Raw genomic sequence first — 21,720 nt, 5'->3', positions numbered from 1 at the left:
GGCCGCTCCTACCTGGGCGGGTGGATGACCCGATTCGTTGCAAGTGCTACTTTCTCTGCCCCGGGAGGGGGCCGGGTGACGATGGTATCGCTCGAAATCAGCGGTCCGGCCTGCGCGGCCTTGGCATAGAATCGGGAGTTCCGCCCGCATTGCCGGGTCTTTCTCCCACTAGTGAACCCCCAAAGCCAATGTCCGCTTCCCCAATTGCTGATCGCTGGATCGTCCTCAAGTTCGGTGGCACCTCGGTGTCCCGTCGCCATCGTTGGAACACGATCGGGGAATTGGCGAAAAAACGGGCGGATGAAACCGGTGGCCGGGTGCTGGTGGTGGTGTCGGCCCTGTCGGGTGTCACCAACGAATTGACGGCCATTGCCGATGGCGCTGCTGACAGCCGCGCGCGCGTCGCGGCGCTGGTCGCCCGTCACAACGAATTCCTTGCCGAACTGGAACTGGGTGAAGAGGTGCTGGCGCACCGCCTGGCGGCGCTGCAGGCGCTGTTGGACGACCCGCGTGCGGCCAGCCGTCCGCTCGACTGGCAAGCCGACGTGCTGGGCCAGGGCGAGCTGCTCTCGTCCAGCGTCGGTGCCGCCTACCTGCGCAGCAACGGCCTGGATTTCGGCTGGATGGACGCGCGCGAGTGGTTGCATGCATTGCCGCCCGCACCCAACCAGACTGCCTGGTCGCAGCGTCTGTCGGTGAACTGCAAATGGCAGGGCGAGGCAGACTTCAAGCAGCGTTTCTCGGCCCAGCCCACACGCATGCTGATCAGCCAGGGTTTCATCGCCCGCCATGAAGATGGCGGCACTGCCATCCTCGGTCGTGGTGGCTCCGATACCTCCGCCGCGTACTTCGGTGCGCTGCTCGGCGCCAGCCGCGTGGAAATCTGGACCGACGTGCCGGGCATGTTCAGCGCCAACCCGAAGGACGTGCCGGACGCGCGACTGCTGACCCGTCTGGACTATTACGAGGCGCAGGAAATCGCCACCACCGGTGCCAAGGTGCTGCATCCGCGCTCGATCAAGCCGTGCCGCGATGCCGGCGTGCCGATGGCCATCCTCGATACCGAGCGTCCGCACATGCCGGGCACCAGCATCGACGGCAGTGCCGAACCGGTGCCGGGGGTAAAGGCAATCAGCCGTCGCAACGGCATCGTGCTGGTGTCGATGGAAGGCATCGGCATGTGGCAGCAGGTCGGCTTCCTGTCGGATGTGTTCAACCTGTTCAAGAAGCATGGCCTGTCGGTGGACCTGATCGGTTCGGCCGAAACCAACGTCACCGTGTCGCTGGACCCGTCCGAAAACCTGGTCAATACCGACGTGCTGGCCGCGCTGTCGGCCGACCTGTCGGAAATCTGCAAGGTCAAGGTGATCGTGCCGTGCGCGGCCATCACCTTGGTTGGTCGCGGCATGCGCTCGCTGCTGTACAAGCTCTCGGACGTGTGGGCCACGTTCGGCAAGGAGCGCGTGCACATGATTTCGCAGTCGTCCAACGACCTGAACCTCACGTTCGTCATCGACGAAGCCGACGCCGACGGCCTGCTGCCGATCCTGCACAGCGAGCTGATCGACAGCGGCGCCATGCCGGTTTACGAAGAGCAGGTGTTCGGCCCGCGCTGGCGCGAGATCATCGGCAGCATCCGCCCGCGGCAGACGCCGTGGTGGCAGGCGCCGGGCAAGCGGCAGAAGCTGCTGGAGCTGGCTGCCGTAGGCACGCCGGCCTATATCTACGATCTGGACAAGGTGCGCGAGCGTGCCCGTCAGCTGAAGGCGATTGGCGCCATCGATCGTCGTTACTACGCGATCAAGGCCAATTCGCACCCGGAGATTCTGCGCACGCTGGCCGCCGAAGGTTTCGGCCTGGAATGCGTGTCGCAGGGCGAAGTGGAGATGGTGTTCGCCTCGGTGCCGGGCATGCCGGCCGAGCGCGTGCTGTTCACGCCGAGCTTTGCCCCGATCAGCGAGTACCAAGCCGTGCTGGCGCGGGGCGTTACCGTCACGGTGGACAACGTCGAACTGCTGCAGCGCTGGCCGGAGGTATTCCGTGGCCGCGCGTTGTGGCTGCGCATCGATCTGGGCCACGGTGATGGTCACCACAAGAAGGTCAACACCGGCGGCAAGGATTCCAAGTTCGGTCTGTCCGCGCTACGCGTGGACGAGTTCATCGCCGCCGCCCGCGCGCTGGATATCCGCATCACCGGTGTGCATGCGCACCTGGGTAGCGGCATCGAGAACAGCGGCCACTGGAAGCAGATGGTCGATGAGATGGCGGGCTTCGCGCGCCGTATTGGCAGTGTGGAAATCCTCGATATCGGTGGTGGCCTGCCGGTGCCGTACAGCGACGATGACGAGCCGTTCGATCTGGATGCCTGGGCTGCCGGCCTGGCCGAGATCAAGGCGGTGCATCCGGCGTTCCAGCTGGCGATCGAACCGGGCCGTTTCATGGTCGCTGAGTCCGGCGTGCTGCTGACCCACGCCACCCAGGTGGTGGAGAAGGATGGCGTGCGCCGCGTGGGCCTGGATGCCGGCATGAACGCGCTGCTGCGTCCAGCGCTGTACGACGCCTGGCACGACATTGCCAACCTGTCGCGGCTGGATGATGCGCGCGACGTTGATTTCAGCGTAGTCGGCCCGATCTGCGAGTCCAGCGACGTGTTCGCGCAGCGGGTGAAGCTGCCGGCCACCACCATGCCGGAGGATGTGATGTTGATCGCCGATGCCGGTGCCTATGGCTTCAGCATGGCCAGTACCTACAACCAGCGCGCTTTGCCGCGCGAGGACTTCATCGATGCCTGATGACGTTCGCTCCACGCACCTCTTTTTGTCGTCCCGCCGCGCGCCCGCGCGAAAACGGTTCGTTTGATTTCCGGATACGCCATGACAGCTTTTGATAAAAACCAGGTTTCCCGCTTCCGCTTCGTCCGCTGCGATTTCGCTGCGGATACTGGTGTGGCGCGACTGGTCTACGCCTTCGACGACGGCCCGGAACTGACCGAGACCGTCACCGTGCCGGGTGCGCCGTTCCAGCTGGAAGGCGAGCGGGCGGCCGCGGTGCAACGCGCATTGCAGCTGCTGCACCTGATCGCAGGCGTCAGCTATTACAAGGCGGCCGTGCCGGAGCAGGTGAGCATCGACAGCTACGCGATCGATGCCGACACCGCCGCGTTGGTGGAAGAGGTGTATCTCAACGGTCTGGGCGAGTTCGCCTACCGCAACGGGCTGAACCTGCGTGGCAGGTTCAAGCTGCCGGTGGCTTCGCTCCCCGCTAGCGGGAGAGGGGCAGGGGGTGAGGGCGCTTCTGCTCCTGGGCTTGGCCTCACTCACCACGCCCTCGTCGCCATCGGCGGCGGCAAGGATTCGCTGGTCAGCATCGAGGCGCTGCGCAATGCCAGCGTGGCCGAGACCGTCACCTGGATCGGTGGCTCGCAGCTGATCCGCGCCTGCGCTGAACGCACCGGCCTGCCGACGCTCAACATCGGCCGCACCTTGGCGCCGGAGCTGTTCGAGCTCAACCGCCAGGGCGCATGGAACGGCCACATCCCGGTGACCGCGGTGAACTCGGCGATCATGGTGCTGGCGGCACTGGTGCAGGGCATGGACCAGGTGGTGTTCTCCAATGAGCGTTCGGCCAGCTACGGCAGCCAGATCGCCGGCACCGGCGAGGTCAATCACCAGTGGTCCAAGGGCTGGGCATTCGAGAAGGCGTTTGGCGAGTACGTGCAGCAGCACATCGCCGCCGATCTGAACTACTACTCCTTGCTGCGGCCATTGTCGGAGCTGGCGGTGGCCCGCCAGTTCGCCAAGACCGACTTTTACGACGCGCATTTCTCCAGCTGCAACCGCAACTTCCACATCCTCGGCGAGCGCCCGGTGAACCGCTGGTGCGGTGTCTGCCCGAAGTGCCATTTCGTGTTCCTGGCGCTGGCACCGTTCATGCCGAAGATGCGTCTGGTGCGTATCTTCGGTCGCAACCTGCTGGACGACATGGAGCAGGCCGGCGGCTACGACGCGCTGCTGGAGTTCCAGGACCACAAGCCGTTCGAGTGCGTGGGCGAGGGCAAGGAATCGCGCGCGGCCATGGCCACGTTGGCAGCGCGCCCGGAGTGGAAGGAAGACGCGCTGGTCAAGCGTTTCGCCAGCCTGATCCAGCCGACGCTTTCTGCCGACGAACTGCAGATCGAGCCGCTGATGGTCATCGATGACGAACACCGCATTCCAGCAGCACTGTGGGAGCGTCTGCGTGCGAATTTCGCAGCTTGAAGGCAAGCGCGTCGCATTGTGGGGCTGGGGGCGCGAGGGCCGTGCCGCGTTTGCTGTATTGCATGAGCGCCTGCCACAACTGCCCCTGACGCTGTTCTGCCCGGCGGCTGAAGCCGATGGCGCGCACGCCGAAACCGGTGGCGCGCTGCAGGTGGAAACCGAAGTAACTGGCGAGGCATTGTCGCGTTTCGACGTGGTGGTGAAATCGCCGGGCATCAGCCCTTACAAGCCCGAAGCGCAGCAGGCGACGGCCCAGGGTACGCAATTCATCGGCGGTACCTCGCTGTGGTTCAGCGAACACGCCGATGCCGACGGCAACCTGCCCAACACGGCGTGCGTGACCGGCACAAAGGGCAAGAGCACCACTACCTCGCTGCTGGCGCACCTGCTGCGCGTGGCGGGGCACCGTACCGGCCTGGTCGGCAACATCGGCTTGCCGCTGCTGGAAGTATTGGACCCGCAGCCAGCACCGGAATACTGGGCGGTGGAGTTGTCCAGTTACCAGACCGGCGAGGTGGCCCGCAGTGGCACGCGCCCGGACGTAGCGATCGTGCTGAACATCTTTCCAGAGCATCTGGATTGGCACGGCAGCGAACAGCGCTACATCGACGACAAGCTGTCGCTGGTGACCGGCGGACATCCACGCGTCGCGGTGCTTAATGCCGCCGACGAACACCTGCGCGCGCTGCACTTGCCGCACAGCCAGATCGTGTGGTTCAACCAGCCCGAAGGCTGGCATATGGTCGGCGAGGTAGTGCATCGCGGTACGCAGGCGGTGTTCGATACGTCGAACACACCGCTGCCGGGGCGCCACAATCGCGGGAACCTGTGTGCGGTGCTGGCCGCACTGGAAGCATTGGGCCTGGATGCCGTTGCGTTGGCACCGGCAGTGCAGAGCTTCCGTCCGTTGCCGAATCGTCTGCAGCTGCTGGGTGAACGCGATGGCCTGCGTTGGGTCAACGATTCGATCAGCACCACGCCGCACGCCTCGTTGGCCGCGCTGGATTGCTTTGCCGGACAGCGCATTGCGCTGCTGGTCGGTGGCCATGATCGCGGTGTGGACTGGCATGACTTCGCCGAGCACATGCGCGACAACGCGCCGGTGGAGATCGTGACCATGGGCAGCAACGGCCCACGGATTCACGCTTTGCTGCAACCCTTGGCCGACGAAGGTCGGTTCGGCCTGCATGCGGCGGGTGATCTGCCGCATGCGCTGGAGCTGGCACGTGCAGCGCTGGGCGCGCAGGGCGGCGTAGTGCTGTTGTCACCGGGTGCGCCGAGCTTTGGTGCCTACAAGGATTATGTGGCGCGCGGTCGCCATTTCGCCGAACTGGCCGGGTTTGATCCGGACAGCATCAGTGCGATTCCGGGATTGGGTGTGGGTTGAGGGTTGGTGGTTGGGCTTCTTTAGTTAGAAGCCTCCCCTCACCCCAACCCCTCTCCCGTGAACGGGAGAGGGGCTCGGATTGCTTCGGCTCTTAGTGCACTAACCCCTCTCCGTGTGCGGGAGATGGCTCGGATTGTTTTGGCTCGTAGTGCACTAACCCCTCTCCGTGTGCGGGAGAGGTCTCGGATTGCTTCGGCTCGTAGTGCACTAGCCCCTCTCCTGCGTGCGGGAGAGGGGTTGGGGTGAGGGCAGCTTTTAGCCGTAGACTTCGGCAAACCCAGCAAACCGGAGCAGTCCCATGCGAGCAGCTCGACAGTGGCAGTTGGCAGTGATGGCGTTGTGCGTGTTGGCAGCACTGCCGGCGTGGGCCAAGATGCAGCAGCGCCCGGTGGAATGGCAGCACGACGGTGCGACCTACAGTGGCGTGCTGGTCTACGACGACGAAGGCGATGCACGCCGTCCGGGCGTGGTGATGGTGCCCAACTGGAAGGGCGTCAACGCATCGGCCATCGACAAGGCCACGCAGATTGCCGGCGACGATTACGTGGTGCTGGTCGCTGATGTCTACGGCAAGAACGTACGCCCCAAGGACAATACCGAAGCCGCTGCAGCGTCCAAGCCTTTGCGCGATGACCGCGCGTTGCTGCGCGCACGCGCCAACGCAGCACTGGAAGCATTGAAAGCGCAGGCGGGCAGGGCACCTTTGGATGCCGGTCACATCGCCGCGGTCGGCTTCTGCTTCGGCGGTACCACCGTGTTGGAAATGGCCCGCGCGGGCATGCCGTTGGCAGGCGTTGTGAGCCTGCATGGCGGGCTTTCCACGCCGGCTCCGGCCGCAGCAGGCACTGGCAAAGTACCGATCCTGGTGCTCAACGGCGCCGCTGATCAGGGCATTACTGCGGAAGACATCAGCGCCTTTGGCAAGGAGATGGATGGTGCCGGGGCGGATTGGCAGTTCGTCAATTTCAGCGGTGCGGTGCATTGCTTCGCCGAATCCGATGCCAACAGCCCGCCGGGCTGTCTGTACGATCCGCGTGCAGCCAAGCGCGCATGGAAGATGATGGACAACTTCCTGGAAGAACGTCTCGGCGATTGATGGCCCATGGTGCCTGGCCATGCCCTGCATCGGGGCATGGCCGACACGGCCTCCGCGGAGCATGGCTCCGCGCTATGGCTGGTTTCGGGCGGCCTCGACCGCGCCGCTGATCGCGGCGCGTGCCTGCGGGCTGTTGCGCCAGCAGCTGCTGCCAAGCATGGCTGATGCCTGGGAAACGATATCCACCGGCTCGGCCTGCGCCAGCTGCGCCAATGACTGAAAGCCCAGCTGCTCCAGCCGGGCAACCACGGTGGCGCCGACGCCCTTCACCGCCAACAGCACGGCGCGTTCTTCATCGCTGAAGCCGTGGGCCACTGCCATGAACTCAGTGACTGCGTTCGACCGCGTAGCGGGCCAGACCGCGCAGCGCGGCGATGGCGTCGCATTCGGGCAGGCCTGCCAGCGCCTGCTCGGCGGCATCAGCGTATTCCACCGCGCGCTTGCGGCTGTATTCCAGGCCGCCGGTTGCATGGATGGCGGACAGCACCTCCGGCATGGCACTGGCGTCGCCGTCCTGCACGATCTCGCGCAGGCGCTGGCGGGTGGCGGCGTCCGAATGGGCCATCGCGTGGATCAGCGGCAGGGTGGCCTTGCCTTCGGCCAGGTCGTCGCCCAGGTTCTTGCCCAGCTCGTCGGCATTGGCCGAGTAATCCAGCACGTCGTCGGCGATCTGGAAGGCATAACCCAGGTTCATGCCGTAGTCGTACAGCTTCTGCTGTACAAGCTCGTCGGCACCGGTGGCCAGCGCGCCGAGGCGGGTGCCGGCGGCAAACAGCACGGCGGTCTTGCGCTCGATCACGCGCAGGTAGGCGGCTTCGTCGGTGTCCGGGTTGTGGACGTGCAGCAGCTGCAGCACTTCACCTTCGGCGATGCGGTTGGTGGTGTCGGCCAGGATCCGCATCACCGGCATGCGGTCCAGCTCGACCATCAGCTGGAAGCTGCGCGAGTACAGGAAGTCGCCGACCAGCACGCTTGGCGCGTTGCCCCACAAGGCGTTGGCGGTGCTGCGGCCACGGCGCAGGTCCGATTCGTCGACCACGTCATCGTGCAGCAGGGTGGAGGTGTGGATGAACTCGATGATCGCCGCCAGCTGGTGGTGCTCCGGACCGGCGCCGCCTACCGCATGGCCGGCCAGCATCACCAGCATCGGCCGCAGGCGCTTGCCCCCGGCGGAGATGATGTGGTCGGCGATCTGGTTGATCAGTACCACGTCGGAGGACAGGCGCCGGCGGATCAGGGCATCGACGGCGGCCATGTCCGGTGCGGCAAGGGTCTGGATGGCGGGCAGGCCCAGCGCGGGGCGGAGGTCTTCGACGAGGCTCATACGGTTGCTTCTTGGGGTACCGGGCGATTATAGGCGGTGCGGGCGAAAGACTGGCGTGGAGGGCTGGCAATCGGGCCGGTGGCAGTGAATACGTATGCAAGCAGCACCACCGGCAAAGCGTCGCCGCTAAGCTGGCCGACATACGTTTTGCGGCCCCTTTGGGGGCAATGAAGCCCGGAGGGGGCGGTCAATGTCGAAGACTTCATGGTGGCGTGGTGCCGTCATCTACCAGATTTATCCGCGCAGCTTCCTGGATACCAACGGTGACGGCGTGGGCGACCTGCCGGGCATCATCGAACGCCTGGATTACATCGCCTCGCTGGGCGTGGACGCGATCTGGGTGTCGCCGTTCTTCAAGTCGCCGATGGCCGATTTCGGCTATGACATCGCCGACCAGCGCGATGTCGACCCGTTGTTCGGCAATCTGGCCGATTTCGACCGGCTGCTGGCCAAGGCGCATGCGCTGGGGCTGAAGGTGATGATCGACCAGGTGTTCAGTCACACCTCGGTGGACCACGCCTGGTTCAAGGAAAGCCGCGAAAGCCGCGACAACCCCAAGGCCGATTGGTACGTGTGGGCCGATGCGCGTGAAGACGGCACGCCGCCCAACAACTGGCTGTCGATCTTCGGCGGGGTAGCCTGGCGCTGGGAGCCGCGCCGCCGCCAGTACTACCTGCACAACTTCCTGTCCTCGCAGCCGGACCTGGATTTCCACAATCCGGCCGTGCAGCAGGCCACGCTGGATTACGTGCAGTTCTGGCTGGACCGGGGCGTGGATGGTTTTCGATTGGATTCGATCAACTTCTGCTTCCACGACGCGCAGCTGCGTGACAACCCGCCCAAGCCGGAAGATCAACGCCTGGGCCGGGGCTTCAGCCCGGACAACCCGTATGCGTTCCAGTACCACTACTTCAACAACACCCGGCCGGAGAACATCGGTTTCCTGGAGCGCCTGCGCGCACTGCTGGACCAGTATCCGGGCGCGGTGACGCTGGGTGAGATCTCCTCGGAGGATTCGCTGGCCACCACCGCCGAGTACACCGCGCCGGGCCGCCTGCACATGGGCTACAGCTTCGAGCTGCTGGTGGATGACTACAGCGTGGCCTACATCCGCAATACGGTGGAAAAGCTGGAAGCCACGATGCTGGATGGCTGGCCGTGCTGGGCGGTGTCCAACCATGACGTGCAGCGTGCGGTGACGCGCTGGGGTGGCCATCCGGCCAATCCGCGGTTGGCACGCATGCTGGCAGCGCTGGTGTGTTCCCTGCGCGGTTCGGTGTGCATCTACCAGGGTGAAGAACTGGGCCTGGGCGAGGCCGATGTGCCGTTCGAGGCATTGCAGGATCCGTACGGCATCACCTTCTGGCCGAATTTCAAGGGCCGTGACGGATGCCGCACGCCGATGCCGTGGACCGAGGGTGCATTGGCCGGCTTCACGACCGGCAAGCCGTGGCTGCCGATTCCCGCAGAGCATCGTGCGATGTCGGTACAGGCGCAGGAAGCGGCGGACGATTCGGTACTGCAGGCATTCCGTGCGTTCCTGGCGTGGCGAAAGACGCAGCCTGCACTGGTGGAAGGCGCGATCCGTTTCGTCGACAGCGCCGAGCCGGTGTTGATATTCGAGCGCAGCCTGGGTGATGAGGTGTTGCTGCTGGCGTTCAACCTGTCTGGAGAAGCAGTGCGGCATGCGTTGCCGCCGGGACAGTGGCAGGCAGTGGCATTGCCGGGGCCGGTCGCTGGTCATGTTGATGGCGATGCATTGATGCTGCCGGGTCATGCGGTGTACTGCGCGCGTCAGGGTTGAGGCTTTTTGGCAGGTTTCATGGAAGGCGGAGATCTTGTCTCCGCCTTTTTCTTTGGTTTGTTGTTTTATGCCTCTTTTCCGCAAGACGAGAGAGGGCGCGGCTATCGCGTAGGAGCGGCTTCAGCCGCGAAGCCCGCATCGCCTCCGAAGGCGGATACCACATCGCACTCCGACGAAGGACGCCTCGTTTTTCAGATCGTTGGCTTCGCGCCCGGTCGTAGCCCGGTTATGCAACGTGCACCCGGGGACTCACTCTCGGCACATGAACTGCCGGTGTGTCGGCTACGGTGTCGATATGCTCTGGGTGCGCTTTACTTGCCTGGGCTACAAATACGGAGTCTGCATTGGAGCTTTTGGGTTCCCAGAACAACGAAAAACCCGCTGCTTAAGCAGCGGGCTCTGTATTGCCGAAAATCTGTTCTGGCTCAGAACTTGTAGTTCACACCCACCTGGTAGGTACGGCCCCATTCCACCGTTTCCAGCGGGCGATCTTCGCTGCCGGCGTAGGTTTCATACTTGGAGTTGGTGAGGTTGCTGGCCTGCAGGAACAGGCTCAATCCCTTGAACATCGTGCCGTCGGCGAAGCTGTAGCCGACCTGTGCATCCAGCACGTCCTCGCCCTTGACGTAACGCAGGGTACGCGCGCCGTTGAAGTTGCCGATCTCGCCGATGAAATCCGAGCGCTTGCGCTGGTTCACACGCACTTCAAAGCCGCTGTTCTCGTAGTAGGCGGTGAAGTTGTACACGCGCTTGGACAGGCCCGGCAGCATGATCGGCTCGGAGCCCACGCTGGACGTGGTGGCCGGGTCGGGCAGGATGCTGATGTCACTGTCGTTGAAACTGGCGCTGGCCACGATGCCGAAACCACGCAGGCTGTCGAAGAACATGTCCAGTGGCAGCGAAGCGGTCAGCTCGGCACCACGCAGGGTGCCACCGTTGCCGTTGAACGGCGCGGTATAGGTGCCGGTCTTGTCCACCACCACCCCCGGCGGCAGGCTGATGCCATTGGCCAGCAGCCATGCATCCACCTGTTCGGTGAAATCGTAGCCATCACGCTTTTCGGTGTAGATGTAGGTCTTCAGGTCCTTGTAGAACACCGCGGCAGACACGTACGCCTTGTTGCCGAAGTATTTTTCCCAGGACAGATCGACCGCGTTGGCCACCCACGGATCCAGGTTCGGGTTGCCGCCGCTGGCGCCGGGCTCACCCTTGTTGGTGTCCACGCCGAACTCCATCGATGCACGCAGCTCATCCACACGCGGGCGAGCGACCTGGCGGGCCATGGCGAAGCGGATGGTGTTCTCGGCCGGCAGTTCGAATGCCAGGTTCAGGCTGGGCAGGAAATCGATGTAGCTCTTGCCATCCTTGATCGGGATGACCTGGCTGCCGACCGGCTGCCCGCCGTCCCAGTAGTTCGAGTTGGACGACTGGCGTACGTGCTGGGCCTGGATGCCGATATTGCCGCGCACCGGGACCGAGCCAATCTGCGTGCTGATGTTGGCGCGCAGGAAGGTGGTGGTGATCTCCTCGTCCACCGTCCATTGCTTGGGAATCAGGTAGCTCTCGGTGGTGGTCGGGTTGAACACCATGTAGCGGGCCACGGCGCCCGGCACGTTCCAGGCCGGAATGTGGCCTGCGCCGGCAAAACCCAGGTTGACCGGCTTGTACTGCAGATCGGCGGCGATGCTGGTGATGCCCTGTGCGCCGAGGTTGATGTTGCCCTCTGCCTGGGTCTTGTCCTTGCTGCGGTCGGCGTAATTGACGCCGAAGTCGATGTCGGAGAACCAGTTGAAACCATCCGGCGCCGGGAATGTGACCGCCAGCTTGAATCCCTTCAACTCATCATCCACATGCGGGGTCTTGCCGTAGCCGGAGCCGTAGATGGTGTTGGTCAGGAACAGCTTGCTGTAGTCGGAATAATCCCGGCCCGGCGTGAACTGCGGGAACTTGCCGCCGTAGTTGAGCGTCACCGAATCCAGCGCTGGAGCCGGCAACAGCTGCAGGTTGTTCTCCAGGTTGATCTCGTCGCGCTCGGCCTTGGACCAGCTGATGTCGGCCACCAGGCGGACATCGCCAAAGGTGAATTCGTTGTTCCAGCCGAATGCCTTGATGCTGTCTTCGCGGTGGTTGTACATGCCGCGCACCAGCGGGTAGACGTTGTGCGCCACGCCGCTGACGAAGCTGCCGTTGCCGTTGACGACCACGTCGGTTACGTTCAGGCGATCGTAGCCGCCGTTGTAGTCGCCCAGATGGATTTCCATCTGGTTGGCGGTGTCGTACTCCTTGGCCTTGGTGTAGAACGTGTCCAGCGTGCTGGTCCAGCTGTTGTTGGGCCGGAACTGCAGGGTCGCCATCACACCGTCACGCTTGGCCTGGCCGGTGCGGCGCAGTGCCTTGATGCCGTCGGAGTAGTAGGTGCCGGCAGCAACGCCCGGTCGCCAATTGTCGCCCACGGCCTGCCAGGGCTCATACAGGCCCACCTGGTTTTCCTGCTTGGACATCTCCGAATGGGAGTAACCGATGGCCAGGCCGATGGTGTCGTCGGCGAACTTGTCGACGAAGCTGGCGTTGATGCGGTTGCCATAGGGGTCTTCGCCGGCGGCTTCGCCCAGCGAGTTCTTCTGGTAGCGGCCGCTGATGGCGATGACGCGGTCGCCATAGCTCAGCGGGCGCACGGTCTGCATGTCCAGCGTGCCGGACAGACCCTGGCCGACCAGCCCGGCATCGGGGGTCTTGTACACGGTGACGCCGCTGATCAGCTCGGACGGGTACTGGTCGAACTCGACGCTGCGGTTGTCACCGGTGCTGACCATTTCCCGGCCGTTGAGCAGGGTGGTGGCGAAGTCGGGCGACAGGCCGCGCACGCTGATCACCTGAGCGCGGCCGGCCACGCGCTGGGCGGCAAGGCCGGGCAGGCGGGCGATGGATTCGGCGATGCTCACGTCCGGCAGCTTGCCGATGTCTTCGGCCGAGATGGCCTCGACGATCGAGGTGGAATCACGCTTGACCGAGATGGCGCTCTCGATGCCGCGACGGATGCCGGTCACCGTAACGGTGTCCAGGTCGGTTGCTTCGGCCTTGGCTTTGTTCTTGGCTGCTTCGTCCGCGGTCTGAGCCTGCACGCCGGTGGCGGTCAGTGTGATCGCAGATGCAAGTGCCACGCTCAACAGGTTGCGCTTGATGTCCAACATTCTCCCCTCCCAGGTAATGTCGTCGGATTATTTTTTTGTGCGTGCCATGTGATATCCGGGCACCTGTCGCCGGTGTGTGCGGCTGATTGCGACATGTCTTGCATGGTAATCAGCGGGCAACGCTGCGGCGTCGGCCTGCATACGTATTCAATGCGTTCTGCGGTGGTGCATTACGTACTGAAACCGCTTCCGGTGTGATCAGGAAGGGCCGGGCCGTGTTTCGGAGCGGTCAAGTCGTCAGTCCAGATCGTCATCTGGCGATGCTGGGAATGACGCTCTGCCGGCGAGCCTGGCGCTGCGCTGGATCGCTGCCTGCATGGCGAACGACGCGGGGGCCGTCTCACTCCAACGGCACCAACCGGATCGCGGCACCGCCGCCGGCACCCAACTGCAATGTCAGCTGATCCGTACTGCGGACCTCGCGGGTTTCACGCACGAAGGCAAACGGCTGTGTTTCCCAGTTGGCGCCGTCGCCGTCGCGATAGATTTCGGCGCGATAGCGGCGCTTGGGGTCGAGGAACGACAGCGAAGCTTCCAGCCTGCGCGGCTGCTCGTCGCCAACGCTGCCGATGAACCATGCATCGCCTCCACGTACCTTGCGGGCGAGGGTGACGTACTGGCCCACTTCGCCATTCAGTACGTGGCTTTCCTCCCAATCCACCGCCACGTCCTTGATGAACTGGAACGCGTCCGGATGCTCGGCGTAGTGCTCGGGCAGGTCGGCCACCATCTGGATCGGGCTGTACAGCACCACGTACAACGCCAGCTGCTTGGCCAGGGTGCTGCGCAATGGCAGGCCGTTGCGGCCCTTCAGGCTGACGATGCCGGGCGTGTAGTCCATCGGCCCGCCCAGCATGCGGGTGAACACCAGTGTCGCTTCGTGGCCCGGTGGATTGGGCGGGTTGCCCCAGGCGTTGAATTCCATGCCGCGTGCGCCTTCGCGCGACACCCAGTTCGGCCAGGTGCGGCGCAGGCCGGTGTCCTTGATCGGTTCATGCGAGTTGATCGCGATGTGCTTGGCAGCTGCCTGCTTGAGCACGCGCAGGTTGTGGTTGCTCATCCACTGGCCTTCGTGCCATTCGCGCACCACCGGGCCATCCACCGTGTCCTGCCGCTGGATGTCGCCGGCATCGCAGACATAACCGGTCTTGATCACATCCACCCCGTTGCGCGCGTACAGATCCAGCGCGGCCGGCAGCTGGCGCTCGTAGTGGCTGACCGCGCACGCGGTTTCGTGGTGGCCGATCAGGTGCACGCCCTTGTCGGCACCGTAGCGGGCCAGCGCCGGCAGGTCGAAGTCGTCGGTGGCACGGGTGAAGTCGAAGCCCCAGCCGTTGGCGAACCAGTCGCCGTCCCAGCCCGGGTTCCAGCCTTCCACCAGCACACCTCGGAAGCCATTGGTGGCGGCGAAATCGATGTAGCGACGCGTGTTGGCGGTGGTGGCGCCATGCTTCGGGCCGGTCGCCCAGGTCTCGGTTTCCAGATGCAGCGACCACCAGACACCGACGTACTTGGCCGGCTTGAACCAGCTGACATCGCCGATGGCATTGGGTTCGTTGAGGTTGAGGATCAGGCTGGATTCGACCAGATCACCGGCTTTCTCGCCGATCTGGATGGTGCGCCACGGCGTAGTGAACGGCAGCGTGCGCACCACCGGTGCGCCGTTGCTGGACGGGGTGAGCGCGGCGCGCAGCACATCGCCGTCGCCGCGGGCCAGGTTCATGCCGGCGTAGTCGACCAGCGCGGCTTCGTGGATGGAGAGGTGCAGGCCGTTGTCGCTGCGCAGCGTCAGCGGCGTCTGTGCGGTGCCGATCTGGTTGAGCGGAGTGCGGTGGTACAGGTATTCCTCGCGGTTCCACTCGAAGGCGGGAATCCACCAGGCGGTGGCCGGGCGGGCCGGGGTGAACTCGGTCAGCTCGGCAGTGATTGGTGCCTGCTGCATGGCCGTTTGCCGGGGGAAGTCGTAGCGGAAGCCGACGCCATCGTCGTAGACGCGGAACACCACATCGAAGTGGCGGCCGTCCTTGCCCGGGGCAGGGGCTTTCTCGGCGAAGCTGGCGCGGAGTTCGTTGTAGTGGTTGCGGATGAGGCGACGTTCGCCCCAGGGCTGCTCCCAGGTTTCATCGAAGCTGCGGCGCGACTGGCCGGTCAGGGAGAGGTTGCGTTCCAGCCTGCCGCTGTCCAGCAGGAGGCCCAGCCGGGACGGCGCGATCACCGCTTCGCCCTTGCGTTCCACCCGGTAGGACAGGCGGCCTTCGTGCCCGGATTCAACGGTGACGGTCAACACGTCGCCGGGCGAACTGATGCGCGCAAGATCGGCGGCATGGGCGGCGGGCAATCCGCCGGCCAGCAGCAGGGCCAGGACGAGTTGCGGGCGGAATCGGCGGGAAGTGGGGCGTGGCTGGGCCATGTCGGGTATCAACTCCGGGAACAGGTACGGAATGCAGCCATCACTATCTGCGTTGGTGCAGAGCGTCATTGATGGTTGCGGCACTGAATACGTATGCACCAGCGATGCGCATCCTGTGGCGCGCCTCTACCATGAGCCAGCGCAACCGCGCATCCACATCGCATCCGTGATTCCCGGAGGGGGGAAGCGCTTGATGAAAAGTAAACCGCAGTTGTCGTTCTGGCAGATCTGGAACATGTGCTTTGGCTTTCTGGGCATCCAGTTCGGCTTCGCACTGCAGAACGCCAACGCAAGCCGCATCTTCGAGACGCTAGGCGCCTCGATGGAGGAGGTGCCGGGACTCTGGATCGCCGCACCGTTGACCGGCCTGCTGGTGCAGCCGGTGGTCGGTTATCTGTCAGATCGCACCTGGACCCGCTGGGGCCGACGCCGCCCGTTCTTCATGATCGGCGCGGTGCTGACCACGCTTGCGCTGTTGGTGATGCCCAATTCGCCAACGCTGTGGATCGCCGCCGGCACGTTGTGGGTGCTGGACGCATCGATCAACGTGTCGATGGAACCTTTCCGAGCCTTTGTCGGTGACCAGCTCTCGCCCCGGCAGCGGCCCAGTGGCTACGCGATGCAGAGTTTTTTCATCGGTACAGGCGCGATTGTCGCCAGCTTCCTGCCCTACATCCTGGCCCACTTCGGCATCGCCAATACCGCAGCGGCGGGGCAGGTGCCGGACACGGTGCGTTACGCCTTCTACTTCGGTGCGGCGGTGCTGTTGGCGGCAATCTCCTGGACGGTGTTCAGCACACGCGAGTATTCGCCGGCCGAGCTCGCTTCATTCGACGATGCCGAACCCTCTCCGGTACATGCGCCCGGCCGTATCGCAGGTCCACCGGAAGGGAGCCGTATCGCGCTTTGGCTGGTGCTGGGCATGGTGCTGGCGGTGTTGATCGCGTGGCGTCAAGGCGACCGCATGCTCTACGTGCTCGCCGGACTGTGTGCAGCCTACGGTGTGTTGCTGGGCGTGGCGCGGTTGCTGCCCGGCACGCACATGATTGCCGTCATCGTCGGGGACCTGCGTGCCATGCCGCGAACCATGCGGCGTCTGGCGTGGGTGCAGTTCTTTTCGTGGTTCGCCCTGTTCGCCATGTGGATATACACCACCGCAGCGGTTGCCGGCACGCACTTCGGTTCCACCGATACGCAGTCAGCGGCCTATAACGAAGGCGCCAACTGGGTCGGTGTGCTGTTCGGTGCGTACAACGGTTTTGCCGCATTGGCGGCGCTGGTGATTCCGCTGATGGTGCGCATGCTCGGCCTGCGTTGGAGTCACCTGATCAACTTGTGGCTGGGCGGCCTGGGCTTGATCTCGCTGATGTTCATCGACGATCCAAAGTGGCTGCTGTTGTCGATGGTCGGGGTGGGCTTTGCCTGGGCATCAATCCTGTCACTGCCCTATGCCCTGCTGTCAGACAGCGTGCCCTCGGCGAAGATGGGCGTGTACATGGGCATCTTCAACTTCTTCATCGTGATTCCGCAGTTGGTCGCGGCCAGTGCCCTGGGGTTCGCGTTGCGCACCTGGCTGGGTGGTGTACCGATGCATGTGCTGGTGCTGGGTGGCTGCAGTCTGTTCGTGGCGGGCGTGTGCGTGCTGCGGGTTCCGTCGCAATCGGAGGTGATGTGATGCGTATGCGCTTGTCTGTCGCAGTTTCTCTTGCGCTGCTCTCTGGCGCCGCATTGGCCGGCAATCGACCGGACTACATCGGTACCACCGAGCCGTTCGCCAGTGATGCGGTGTACTTCGTGGTCACCGATCGCTTCGTCAACGGCGACACCGGCAACGATCATCGCGACCAGGGCGGCAAGCACCGCACCTTCGACATCCCGGTGCCGTGCCCGGACAAGATTGACGGCAACATCGGCTACCTCGGTGGTGACTTCAAGGGCGTACTGGACAACGCCAGCTACATCCGCGACCTCGGTTTCGGTGCGGTATGGATCACGCCCATCGTCGACAACCCGGATCAAGCCTTTACCGGCAGCAAGCCGATCAACTGCACCAGCACGCTGACCGATCGTGGCAAGACCGGTTACCACGGCTACTGGGGCATCAACTTCTACAAGTTGGACGAGCACCTGCCCAGCGCCGATCTGGATTTCGGCGGGCTGACCCGGGGCCTGCACGATGCCGGGCTGAAAGTGGTGCTGGATATCGTCGGCAACCACGGTTCGCCAGCCTGGACCATGCCGGTCAAGCAGCCGCAGTTCGGCCAGATCTTCGACAAGGACGGTACGTTGATCGCCGACCACCAGAACCTGGCCCCGGACAAGCTTGATCCGAAGCACAACCCGCTGCACGCCTTCTACAACAACATCGGCCCGGTTGATGGCAGCACCGGTTCGATCTTCGACGGCAACCTGGCCGAGTTGTCGGATTTCAACGAACACAATCCGGCGGTGATGGATTACCTGGTTGGCGCCTATCTGCAATGGACTGCGCAGGGCGTGGACGCGCTGCGCATCGACACCATCGGCTGGCTGCCGCATCCGTGGTGGCATGAATTCGTGCAGCGCATCCGTGCGCAGCATCCGGGCATGTTCATGTTTGGCGAAGCCTTCGACTACGACGCCAGCAAGATCGCCGAGCACACCTGGCCGGCCAATGCCAATGTCAGTGTGCTGGATTTCCCGTTGCGCGGTGCGCTGTCCTCCAGCTTTGGCAAGGAGCAGAAAGGCTTCGAGGCGTTGTCAGAGCCGCTGCACCTGCTCAACGGCCCGTATGCGAATCCGTATGAGTTGATGAGTTTCTATGACAACCACGACATGGCGCGGCTGGATGCGACCGACACGGGGTTCATCGACGCACACAACTGGTTGTTCACCGCACGCGGCATCCCGGTTGTGTACTACGGATCGGAAACCGGCTTCATGCGCAGCCGTGCCGAACACGCAGGCAACCGTGCCTACTTCGGCCAGGAGCGGGTGAACGCAGCACCACAGAGCCCGATCTTCGCGCCGCTGCAACGCATCGCGAAACTTCGCCAGGCGACACCGGCCTTGCAGCGTGGGTTGCAGGTCAATGAACGCCTGCAGGGCAACGAGGCCGTTTTCTTCCGCGTGTTGCAGCATGGCGATACGTTGCAGACCGCGCTGGTGCTGCTCAACAAGGGCGATGCCGCGCAGACGTTTGAGGTGAGTCGTTACCTGCAATCGGGCCAATGGCGCGACGCGCTGGACGGCGGCATGTTGACGGTGAAGCGAACGCTCAAGACAGAGGTGCCTGCGCACGGCGTCAAGGTGTTCGTACTGGATGGTGAAGTGAAGCAGGCCGAACTGAAGGCACAGCTGGATGCCGCTGTGGCTGACCAGCAGACGCGCACGCGGCGGTTGGCCCACTGAGAACTGAAAGCCCCTCTCCCTTTACGGGAGAGGGGGTTGGGGAGAGGGTGTGAGCGAAGCCCCTGCACCACAATCTGCATGAGGCGTTGCCCGCACCCTGATCCGTCGCTCCGCGCCACCTTCTCCCAGGGGAGAAGGGAATCCAGCCACTCTCCGTTCTGCGCCGAAAGCACTCCTACCCAACCCTGGCCTTGCCTCAGGCAAAGTAAGGGGCCGGCCGCTCCAATCGTTCAGATCATCAGCAAAACCGCCCCAGACTCCCTCCCTTGCGCCGAAGGCGGAGGGCAGGGTGGGGGAGGGGTTGGCTGTTGTTTTCGCTTTTTCGATGCACAACGCGCGCCAAAAACCGAACCGTTACAATCAGCACCCCATCGTAGTCCCCCAGCGCCCACATGAACGAGCTTCCTCCGCAGACTCCCATCGAAACGCTGTTGCAGACGGCGATGGAAGGAAAACTGCCGATCAGGGCGTTCATGCAGGCCTTTGTGGCGTCCGAGGTGGTGTTGCTCACCGGCAGCCTGGTCACTCCGGACGGCAGCGGCTTCGACCCGTTGCTGTTCGACAAGCAGGGCGTGCTGCATGTTGCCGTGTTCACCGATATGGCGCGGGTGGGTTTCAACTCGCAGCAGGCCCCGCACGACATCCGCATGCTGATGTTCGAAGTGCTGCGTCGCGTGCCCGTTGGTTACGGCGTGGTGGTCAACCCCGGCACCACGTTGGGCTTTGAGGTCTCGCCATCAGGTGTGCAGGAAATCCTCAAGGATTTCAGCTGAGCGGATTCCAGGGTGATTCCGGCGTAGGCGCGGTTTCAGCCGCAACACCGGATATCCATCTGCTGTGGTGAATCGCAGCAATTGCAGAACCTGCTGGCTCGCGCAATGCAGGCGTCGCGGCTGAAACGCTGCCTAGGGAACACGGCGCCGCGAAGACTCGCGCATCACCAGCTTGACCGGGATGTTGATGCCTTCCACCGGTTCCCGCGCGATCAGTGCGAGCAGTTTTTCGACCAGCAGCTGCCCCGCCTGCTTGGTGTCCTGCTGCACCGTGGTCAGTGCGGGTGATACCGAGGCTGCCAGTGGAATATCGTCGAAACCTGTGACCAGCACGTCGTCGGGTACCCGCAGCCCACGTTCGCGCAGCGCCCGCAGCGCACCGATGGCGATCAGGTCGCTGGCTGCGCATACCGCATCAAAGCGTTCGCCACGGTCGAGCAGGGCCAGGCATGCGGCATGGCCGGATTCCTCGGTGGTGATTGCGTCCTGCTGCAGGGTGGCGTGCGCCTCCACACCGCGTGCACGCAGCGCTTCGGCATGGCCGCGATAGCGCTCCTCGAATTCCGGATAGTGACTGGAGGCGTGGCCGAGGAAAGCGATGCGCCGACAACCCTGGTCAAGCAGATGTGCGGTGATATCGAAACCGCCCTGGAAGTTGTCGCTGCCCACCGAAACGCCCGGCTGGCCCGGCAATGCCGCGCCCCAACGGACGAAATGCGTGCCCTGTTCAACCAGCCGCTGCAGCCGCTCCACCGACTCGTGGTAGTCGCCGTACCCCAGCAGGATGATGCCATCGGCCTTGTTGCTGTCCTCGAAATCGGCGTGCCAGTCGCTGGACAGCTGCTGGAAGGACACCAGCAGGTCGTGCCCATGCAGTGCGCAGGCGCGGGTGATCGAGCCCAGCATCGAGTGGAAGAACGGGTTGATCAGTGAATCGTCCGGGGTCGGGTCCTCGAAGAACAGCAACGCCAGCGTGCCTGACTGCTGGCAGCGCAGGCTGGAGGCGTTCTTGTCCACCTTGTAGTTCAGCTGCCGGGCGATCTCCAGGATGCGCTGGCGGGTTTCGGCATTGACCATCGGGCTGCCGCGCAGGGCACGCGAGACCGTGGGCTGGGAGACCCCGGCCATGTGCGCGATATCCAGTGAGGTGGCTTTACCCTTGATCGACATCATGACCGGCAATGTGAATGACGCCGGCATCATGCCATGCGCTGCCGCGCGCAGGGATGGGCGAGGTCTGCCCCGGTCCCGTCGCCGGCCATGGCGCCACTGGGCTGCCACCAGGTCTGGCCGGCGGAGTTGTCCCCGAGGCCGCCAGAGGCGGCAAAGGCCTTGGCCCATAAGGGCTGCGGCAGTTGGCCGATATCGGCCGCCGGGGCGATATAATCCCATGGCTATTGCCCGCATCCGGCGGGTGGACCCCAACGGAAGAGTAGGAACCCTATGGCCCGCGGCATCAATAAAGTCATCCTCGTCGGCAACCTCGGTAACGACCCGGACACCAAATACACCCAGGCCGGCATGGCGATCACCCGCATCAGCCTGGCCACCACCAGCGTCCGCAAGGACAAGGACGGCAACCAGCAGGAGCGTACGGAATGGCACCGCGTGGTGTTCTTCGGCAAGCTCGGTGAGATCGCCGGTGAATACCTGCGCAAGGGCAGCTCGGTCTATGTCGAAGGCGAACTGCGCTACGACAAGTACACCGGCCAGGACGGCGTGGAGAAATACACCACCGACATCGTTGCCAACGAGATGCAGATGCTCGGCGGTCGTGGTGAAGGCGGCGGTGGTGGCGGTGGCGGCAATTTCGGCGGTGATCGTCCGCAGCGCCAGTCGGCTCCGCGCCAGCAGAGCGGCGGCCAGGGTGGTCAGGGCGGCTACGGCAATCAGGACCAGGGTGGCGGCTACGGCGGCGGTCAGCGCCAGCAGCGCCCGGCACCGGCTCAGCAGCAGTCGGCTCCGCCGCCGATGGACGATTTCGCCGACGACGATATTCCGTTCTGATCAGCGCCTGATCTCTTTAGCTTTCCCAAAGGCCATGCATTGCATGGCCTTTTTTTTGCCTGGTTGCATGGGCCAGCGAAGC

Annotated in this window: 14 protein-coding genes; 9 read left to right on the top strand and 5 right to left on the bottom strand. The window is 64.0% G+C overall.

Annotated elements, in window-relative coordinates:
- Window positions 1–188: 188 nt before the first annotated feature.
- The 4 genes from ABB26_RS14050 to ABB26_RS14035 all read left to right on the top strand — a co-directional run bounded on the left by ABB26_RS14050 (window position 189) and on the right by ABB26_RS14035 (window position 6,739).
- Window positions 189–2,792, top strand: a complete 2,604-nt coding sequence (locus ABB26_RS14050) for a bifunctional aspartate kinase/diaminopimelate decarboxylase (protein ID WP_057635194.1) — start codon at window positions 189–191, stop codon at window positions 2,790–2,792.
- Window positions 2,793–2,873: 81 nt separating this feature from the next.
- Window positions 2,874–4,256, top strand: a complete 1,383-nt coding sequence (gene murL, locus ABB26_RS14045) for a UDP-N-acetyl-alpha-D-muramoyl-L-alanyl-L-glutamate epimerase (RefSeq protein WP_057635191.1) — start codon at window positions 2,874–2,876, stop codon at window positions 4,254–4,256.
- Window positions 4,237–5,643, top strand: coding sequence for a UDP-N-acetylmuramoyl-L-alanine--D-glutamate ligase (gene murD / locus ABB26_RS14040; RefSeq protein WP_057635190.1), 1,407 nt, complete (start codon window positions 4,237–4,239; stop codon window positions 5,641–5,643). The genes murL and murD overlap by 20 nt, the downstream gene beginning before the upstream one ends.
- 298 nt (window positions 5,644–5,941) lie before the next feature.
- Window positions 5,942–6,739: a dienelactone hydrolase family protein gene (locus ABB26_RS14035; RefSeq protein ID WP_057635188.1), complete on the top strand. Its 798-nt coding sequence runs from the start codon at window positions 5,942–5,944 to the stop codon at window positions 6,737–6,739.
- A gap of 72 nt (window positions 6,740–6,811) precedes the next feature.
- Here the strand turns inward: ABB26_RS14035 and ABB26_RS14030 are convergent, their stop codons facing one another.
- Window positions 6,812–7,060 carry a hypothetical protein gene (locus ABB26_RS14030; protein ID WP_057635186.1) on the bottom strand — a complete coding sequence of 83 codons (249 nt, stop codon included), beginning with the start codon at window positions 7,058–7,060 and terminating at the stop codon, window positions 6,812–6,814.
- A 4-nt stretch (window positions 7,061–7,064) separates the two neighbouring features.
- Window positions 7,065–8,063: a polyprenyl synthetase family protein gene (locus ABB26_RS14025; protein WP_057635184.1), complete on the bottom strand. Its 999-nt coding sequence runs from the start codon at window positions 8,061–8,063 to the stop codon at window positions 7,065–7,067.
- A 190-nt stretch (window positions 8,064–8,253) separates the two neighbouring features.
- Between ABB26_RS14025 and ABB26_RS14020 the strand changes: the two genes are divergently transcribed.
- Window positions 8,254–9,867, top strand: a complete 1,614-nt coding sequence (locus tag ABB26_RS14020) for an alpha-glucosidase (RefSeq protein ID WP_057635182.1) — start codon at window positions 8,254–8,256, stop codon at window positions 9,865–9,867.
- 425 nt (window positions 9,868–10,292) lie between these two features.
- Here ABB26_RS14020 and ABB26_RS14015 read toward each other — a convergent pair whose 3' ends face one another.
- Together ABB26_RS14015 and ABB26_RS14010 are read right to left on the bottom strand one after the other, a co-directional pair.
- The gene (locus tag ABB26_RS14015) at window positions 10,293–13,058 is read right to left on the bottom strand and encodes a TonB-dependent receptor (RefSeq protein ID WP_057635179.1); all 2,766 of its coding nucleotides are present in this window, start codon (window positions 13,056–13,058) and stop codon (window positions 10,293–10,295) included.
- 340 nt (window positions 13,059–13,398) lie between these two features.
- Entirely contained in the window at window positions 13,399–15,468 is a 2,070-nt protein-coding gene (locus ABB26_RS14010; protein WP_057635265.1) for a glycoside hydrolase family 97 protein, read from the bottom strand.
- A 193-nt stretch (window positions 15,469–15,661) separates the two neighbouring features.
- Between ABB26_RS14010 and ABB26_RS14005 the strand changes: the two genes are divergently transcribed.
- The 3 genes from ABB26_RS14005 to ABB26_RS13995 all read left to right on the top strand — a co-directional run bounded on the left by ABB26_RS14005 (window position 15,662) and on the right by ABB26_RS13995 (window position 19,631).
- Window positions 15,662–17,143 (top strand): MFS transporter, encoded by a 1,482-nt coding sequence (locus tag ABB26_RS14005; RefSeq protein ID WP_057635177.1) that lies wholly within the window; start codon window positions 15,662–15,664, stop codon window positions 17,141–17,143.
- On the top strand, window positions 17,143–18,858 hold the full coding sequence (locus ABB26_RS14000; protein WP_057635176.1) for an alpha-amylase family glycosyl hydrolase: 1,716 nt from the start codon (window positions 17,143–17,145) through the stop codon (window positions 18,856–18,858). Before ABB26_RS14005 ends, ABB26_RS14000 begins: the two co-directional genes overlap by 1 nt.
- 392 nt (window positions 18,859–19,250) lie before the next feature.
- The gene (locus ABB26_RS13995) at window positions 19,251–19,631 is read left to right on the top strand and encodes an SseB family protein (protein ID WP_057635175.1); all 381 of its coding nucleotides are present in this window, start codon (window positions 19,251–19,253) and stop codon (window positions 19,629–19,631) included.
- A 132-nt stretch (window positions 19,632–19,763) separates the two neighbouring features.
- On the opposite strand, the gene ABB26_RS13990 is transcribed toward ABB26_RS13995, so the two are convergent.
- A complete protein-coding gene (locus ABB26_RS13990) occupies window positions 19,764–20,801 on the bottom strand; it encodes a LacI family DNA-binding transcriptional regulator (RefSeq protein WP_057635264.1) in 1,038 nt (345 codons plus the stop codon).
- Between the two features lie 273 nt (window positions 20,802–21,074).
- Between ABB26_RS13990 and ABB26_RS13985 the strand changes: the two genes are divergently transcribed.
- Window positions 21,075–21,638, top strand: a complete 564-nt coding sequence (locus ABB26_RS13985) for a single-stranded DNA-binding protein (protein WP_057635174.1) — start codon at window positions 21,075–21,077, stop codon at window positions 21,636–21,638.
- Window positions 21,639–21,720: the final 82 nt, after the last annotated feature.

This window comes from Stenotrophomonas humi, from assembly GCF_001431415.1.
Taxonomy (GTDB): Bacteria; Pseudomonadota; Gammaproteobacteria; order Xanthomonadales; family Xanthomonadaceae; genus Stenotrophomonas; species Stenotrophomonas humi.
Note: the sequence above shows the minus strand (reverse complement) of the source record. Positions and strands in the feature narration are given on the sequence as shown.

What these genes read in the sequence shown, in the direction of transcription:
- ABB26_RS14025 (WP_057635184.1), bottom strand. Translation starts at nt 8,063, where the DNA reads ATGAGCCTCGTCGAAGACCTCCGCCCCGCGCTGGGCCTGCCCGCCATC.
- ABB26_RS14000 (WP_057635176.1), top strand. Translation starts at nt 17,143, where the DNA reads ATGCGTATGCGCTTGTCTGTCGCAGTTTCTCTTGCGCTGCTCTCTGGC.
- ABB26_RS14035 (WP_057635188.1), top strand. Translation starts at nt 5,942, where the DNA reads ATGCGAGCAGCTCGACAGTGGCAGTTGGCAGTGATGGCGTTGTGCGTG.
- ABB26_RS14010 (WP_057635265.1), bottom strand. Translation starts at nt 15,468, where the DNA reads ATGGCCCAGCCACGCCCCACTTCCCGCCGATTCCGCCCGCAACTCGTC.
- ABB26_RS14030 (WP_057635186.1), bottom strand. Translation starts at nt 7,060, where the DNA reads ATGGCAGTGGCCCACGGCTTCAGCGATGAAGAACGCGCCGTGCTGTTG.
- ABB26_RS13990 (WP_057635264.1), bottom strand. Translation starts at nt 20,801, where the DNA reads ATGTCGATCAAGGGTAAAGCCACCTCACTGGATATCGCGCACATGGCC.
- ABB26_RS14020 (WP_057635182.1), top strand. Translation starts at nt 8,254, where the DNA reads ATGTCGAAGACTTCATGGTGGCGTGGTGCCGTCATCTACCAGATTTAT.
- ABB26_RS14015 (WP_057635179.1), bottom strand. Translation starts at nt 13,058, where the DNA reads ATGTTGGACATCAAGCGCAACCTGTTGAGCGTGGCACTTGCATCTGCG.
- ABB26_RS13985 (WP_057635174.1), top strand. Translation starts at nt 21,075, where the DNA reads ATGGCCCGCGGCATCAATAAAGTCATCCTCGTCGGCAACCTCGGTAAC.
- ABB26_RS14005 (WP_057635177.1), top strand. Translation starts at nt 15,662, where the DNA reads ATGAAAAGTAAACCGCAGTTGTCGTTCTGGCAGATCTGGAACATGTGC.
- ABB26_RS14050 (WP_057635194.1), top strand. Translation starts at nt 189, where the DNA reads ATGTCCGCTTCCCCAATTGCTGATCGCTGGATCGTCCTCAAGTTCGGT.
- ABB26_RS13995 (WP_057635175.1), top strand. Translation starts at nt 19,251, where the DNA reads ATGAACGAGCTTCCTCCGCAGACTCCCATCGAAACGCTGTTGCAGACG.
- murL (WP_057635191.1), top strand. Translation starts at nt 2,874, where the DNA reads ATGACAGCTTTTGATAAAAACCAGGTTTCCCGCTTCCGCTTCGTCCGC.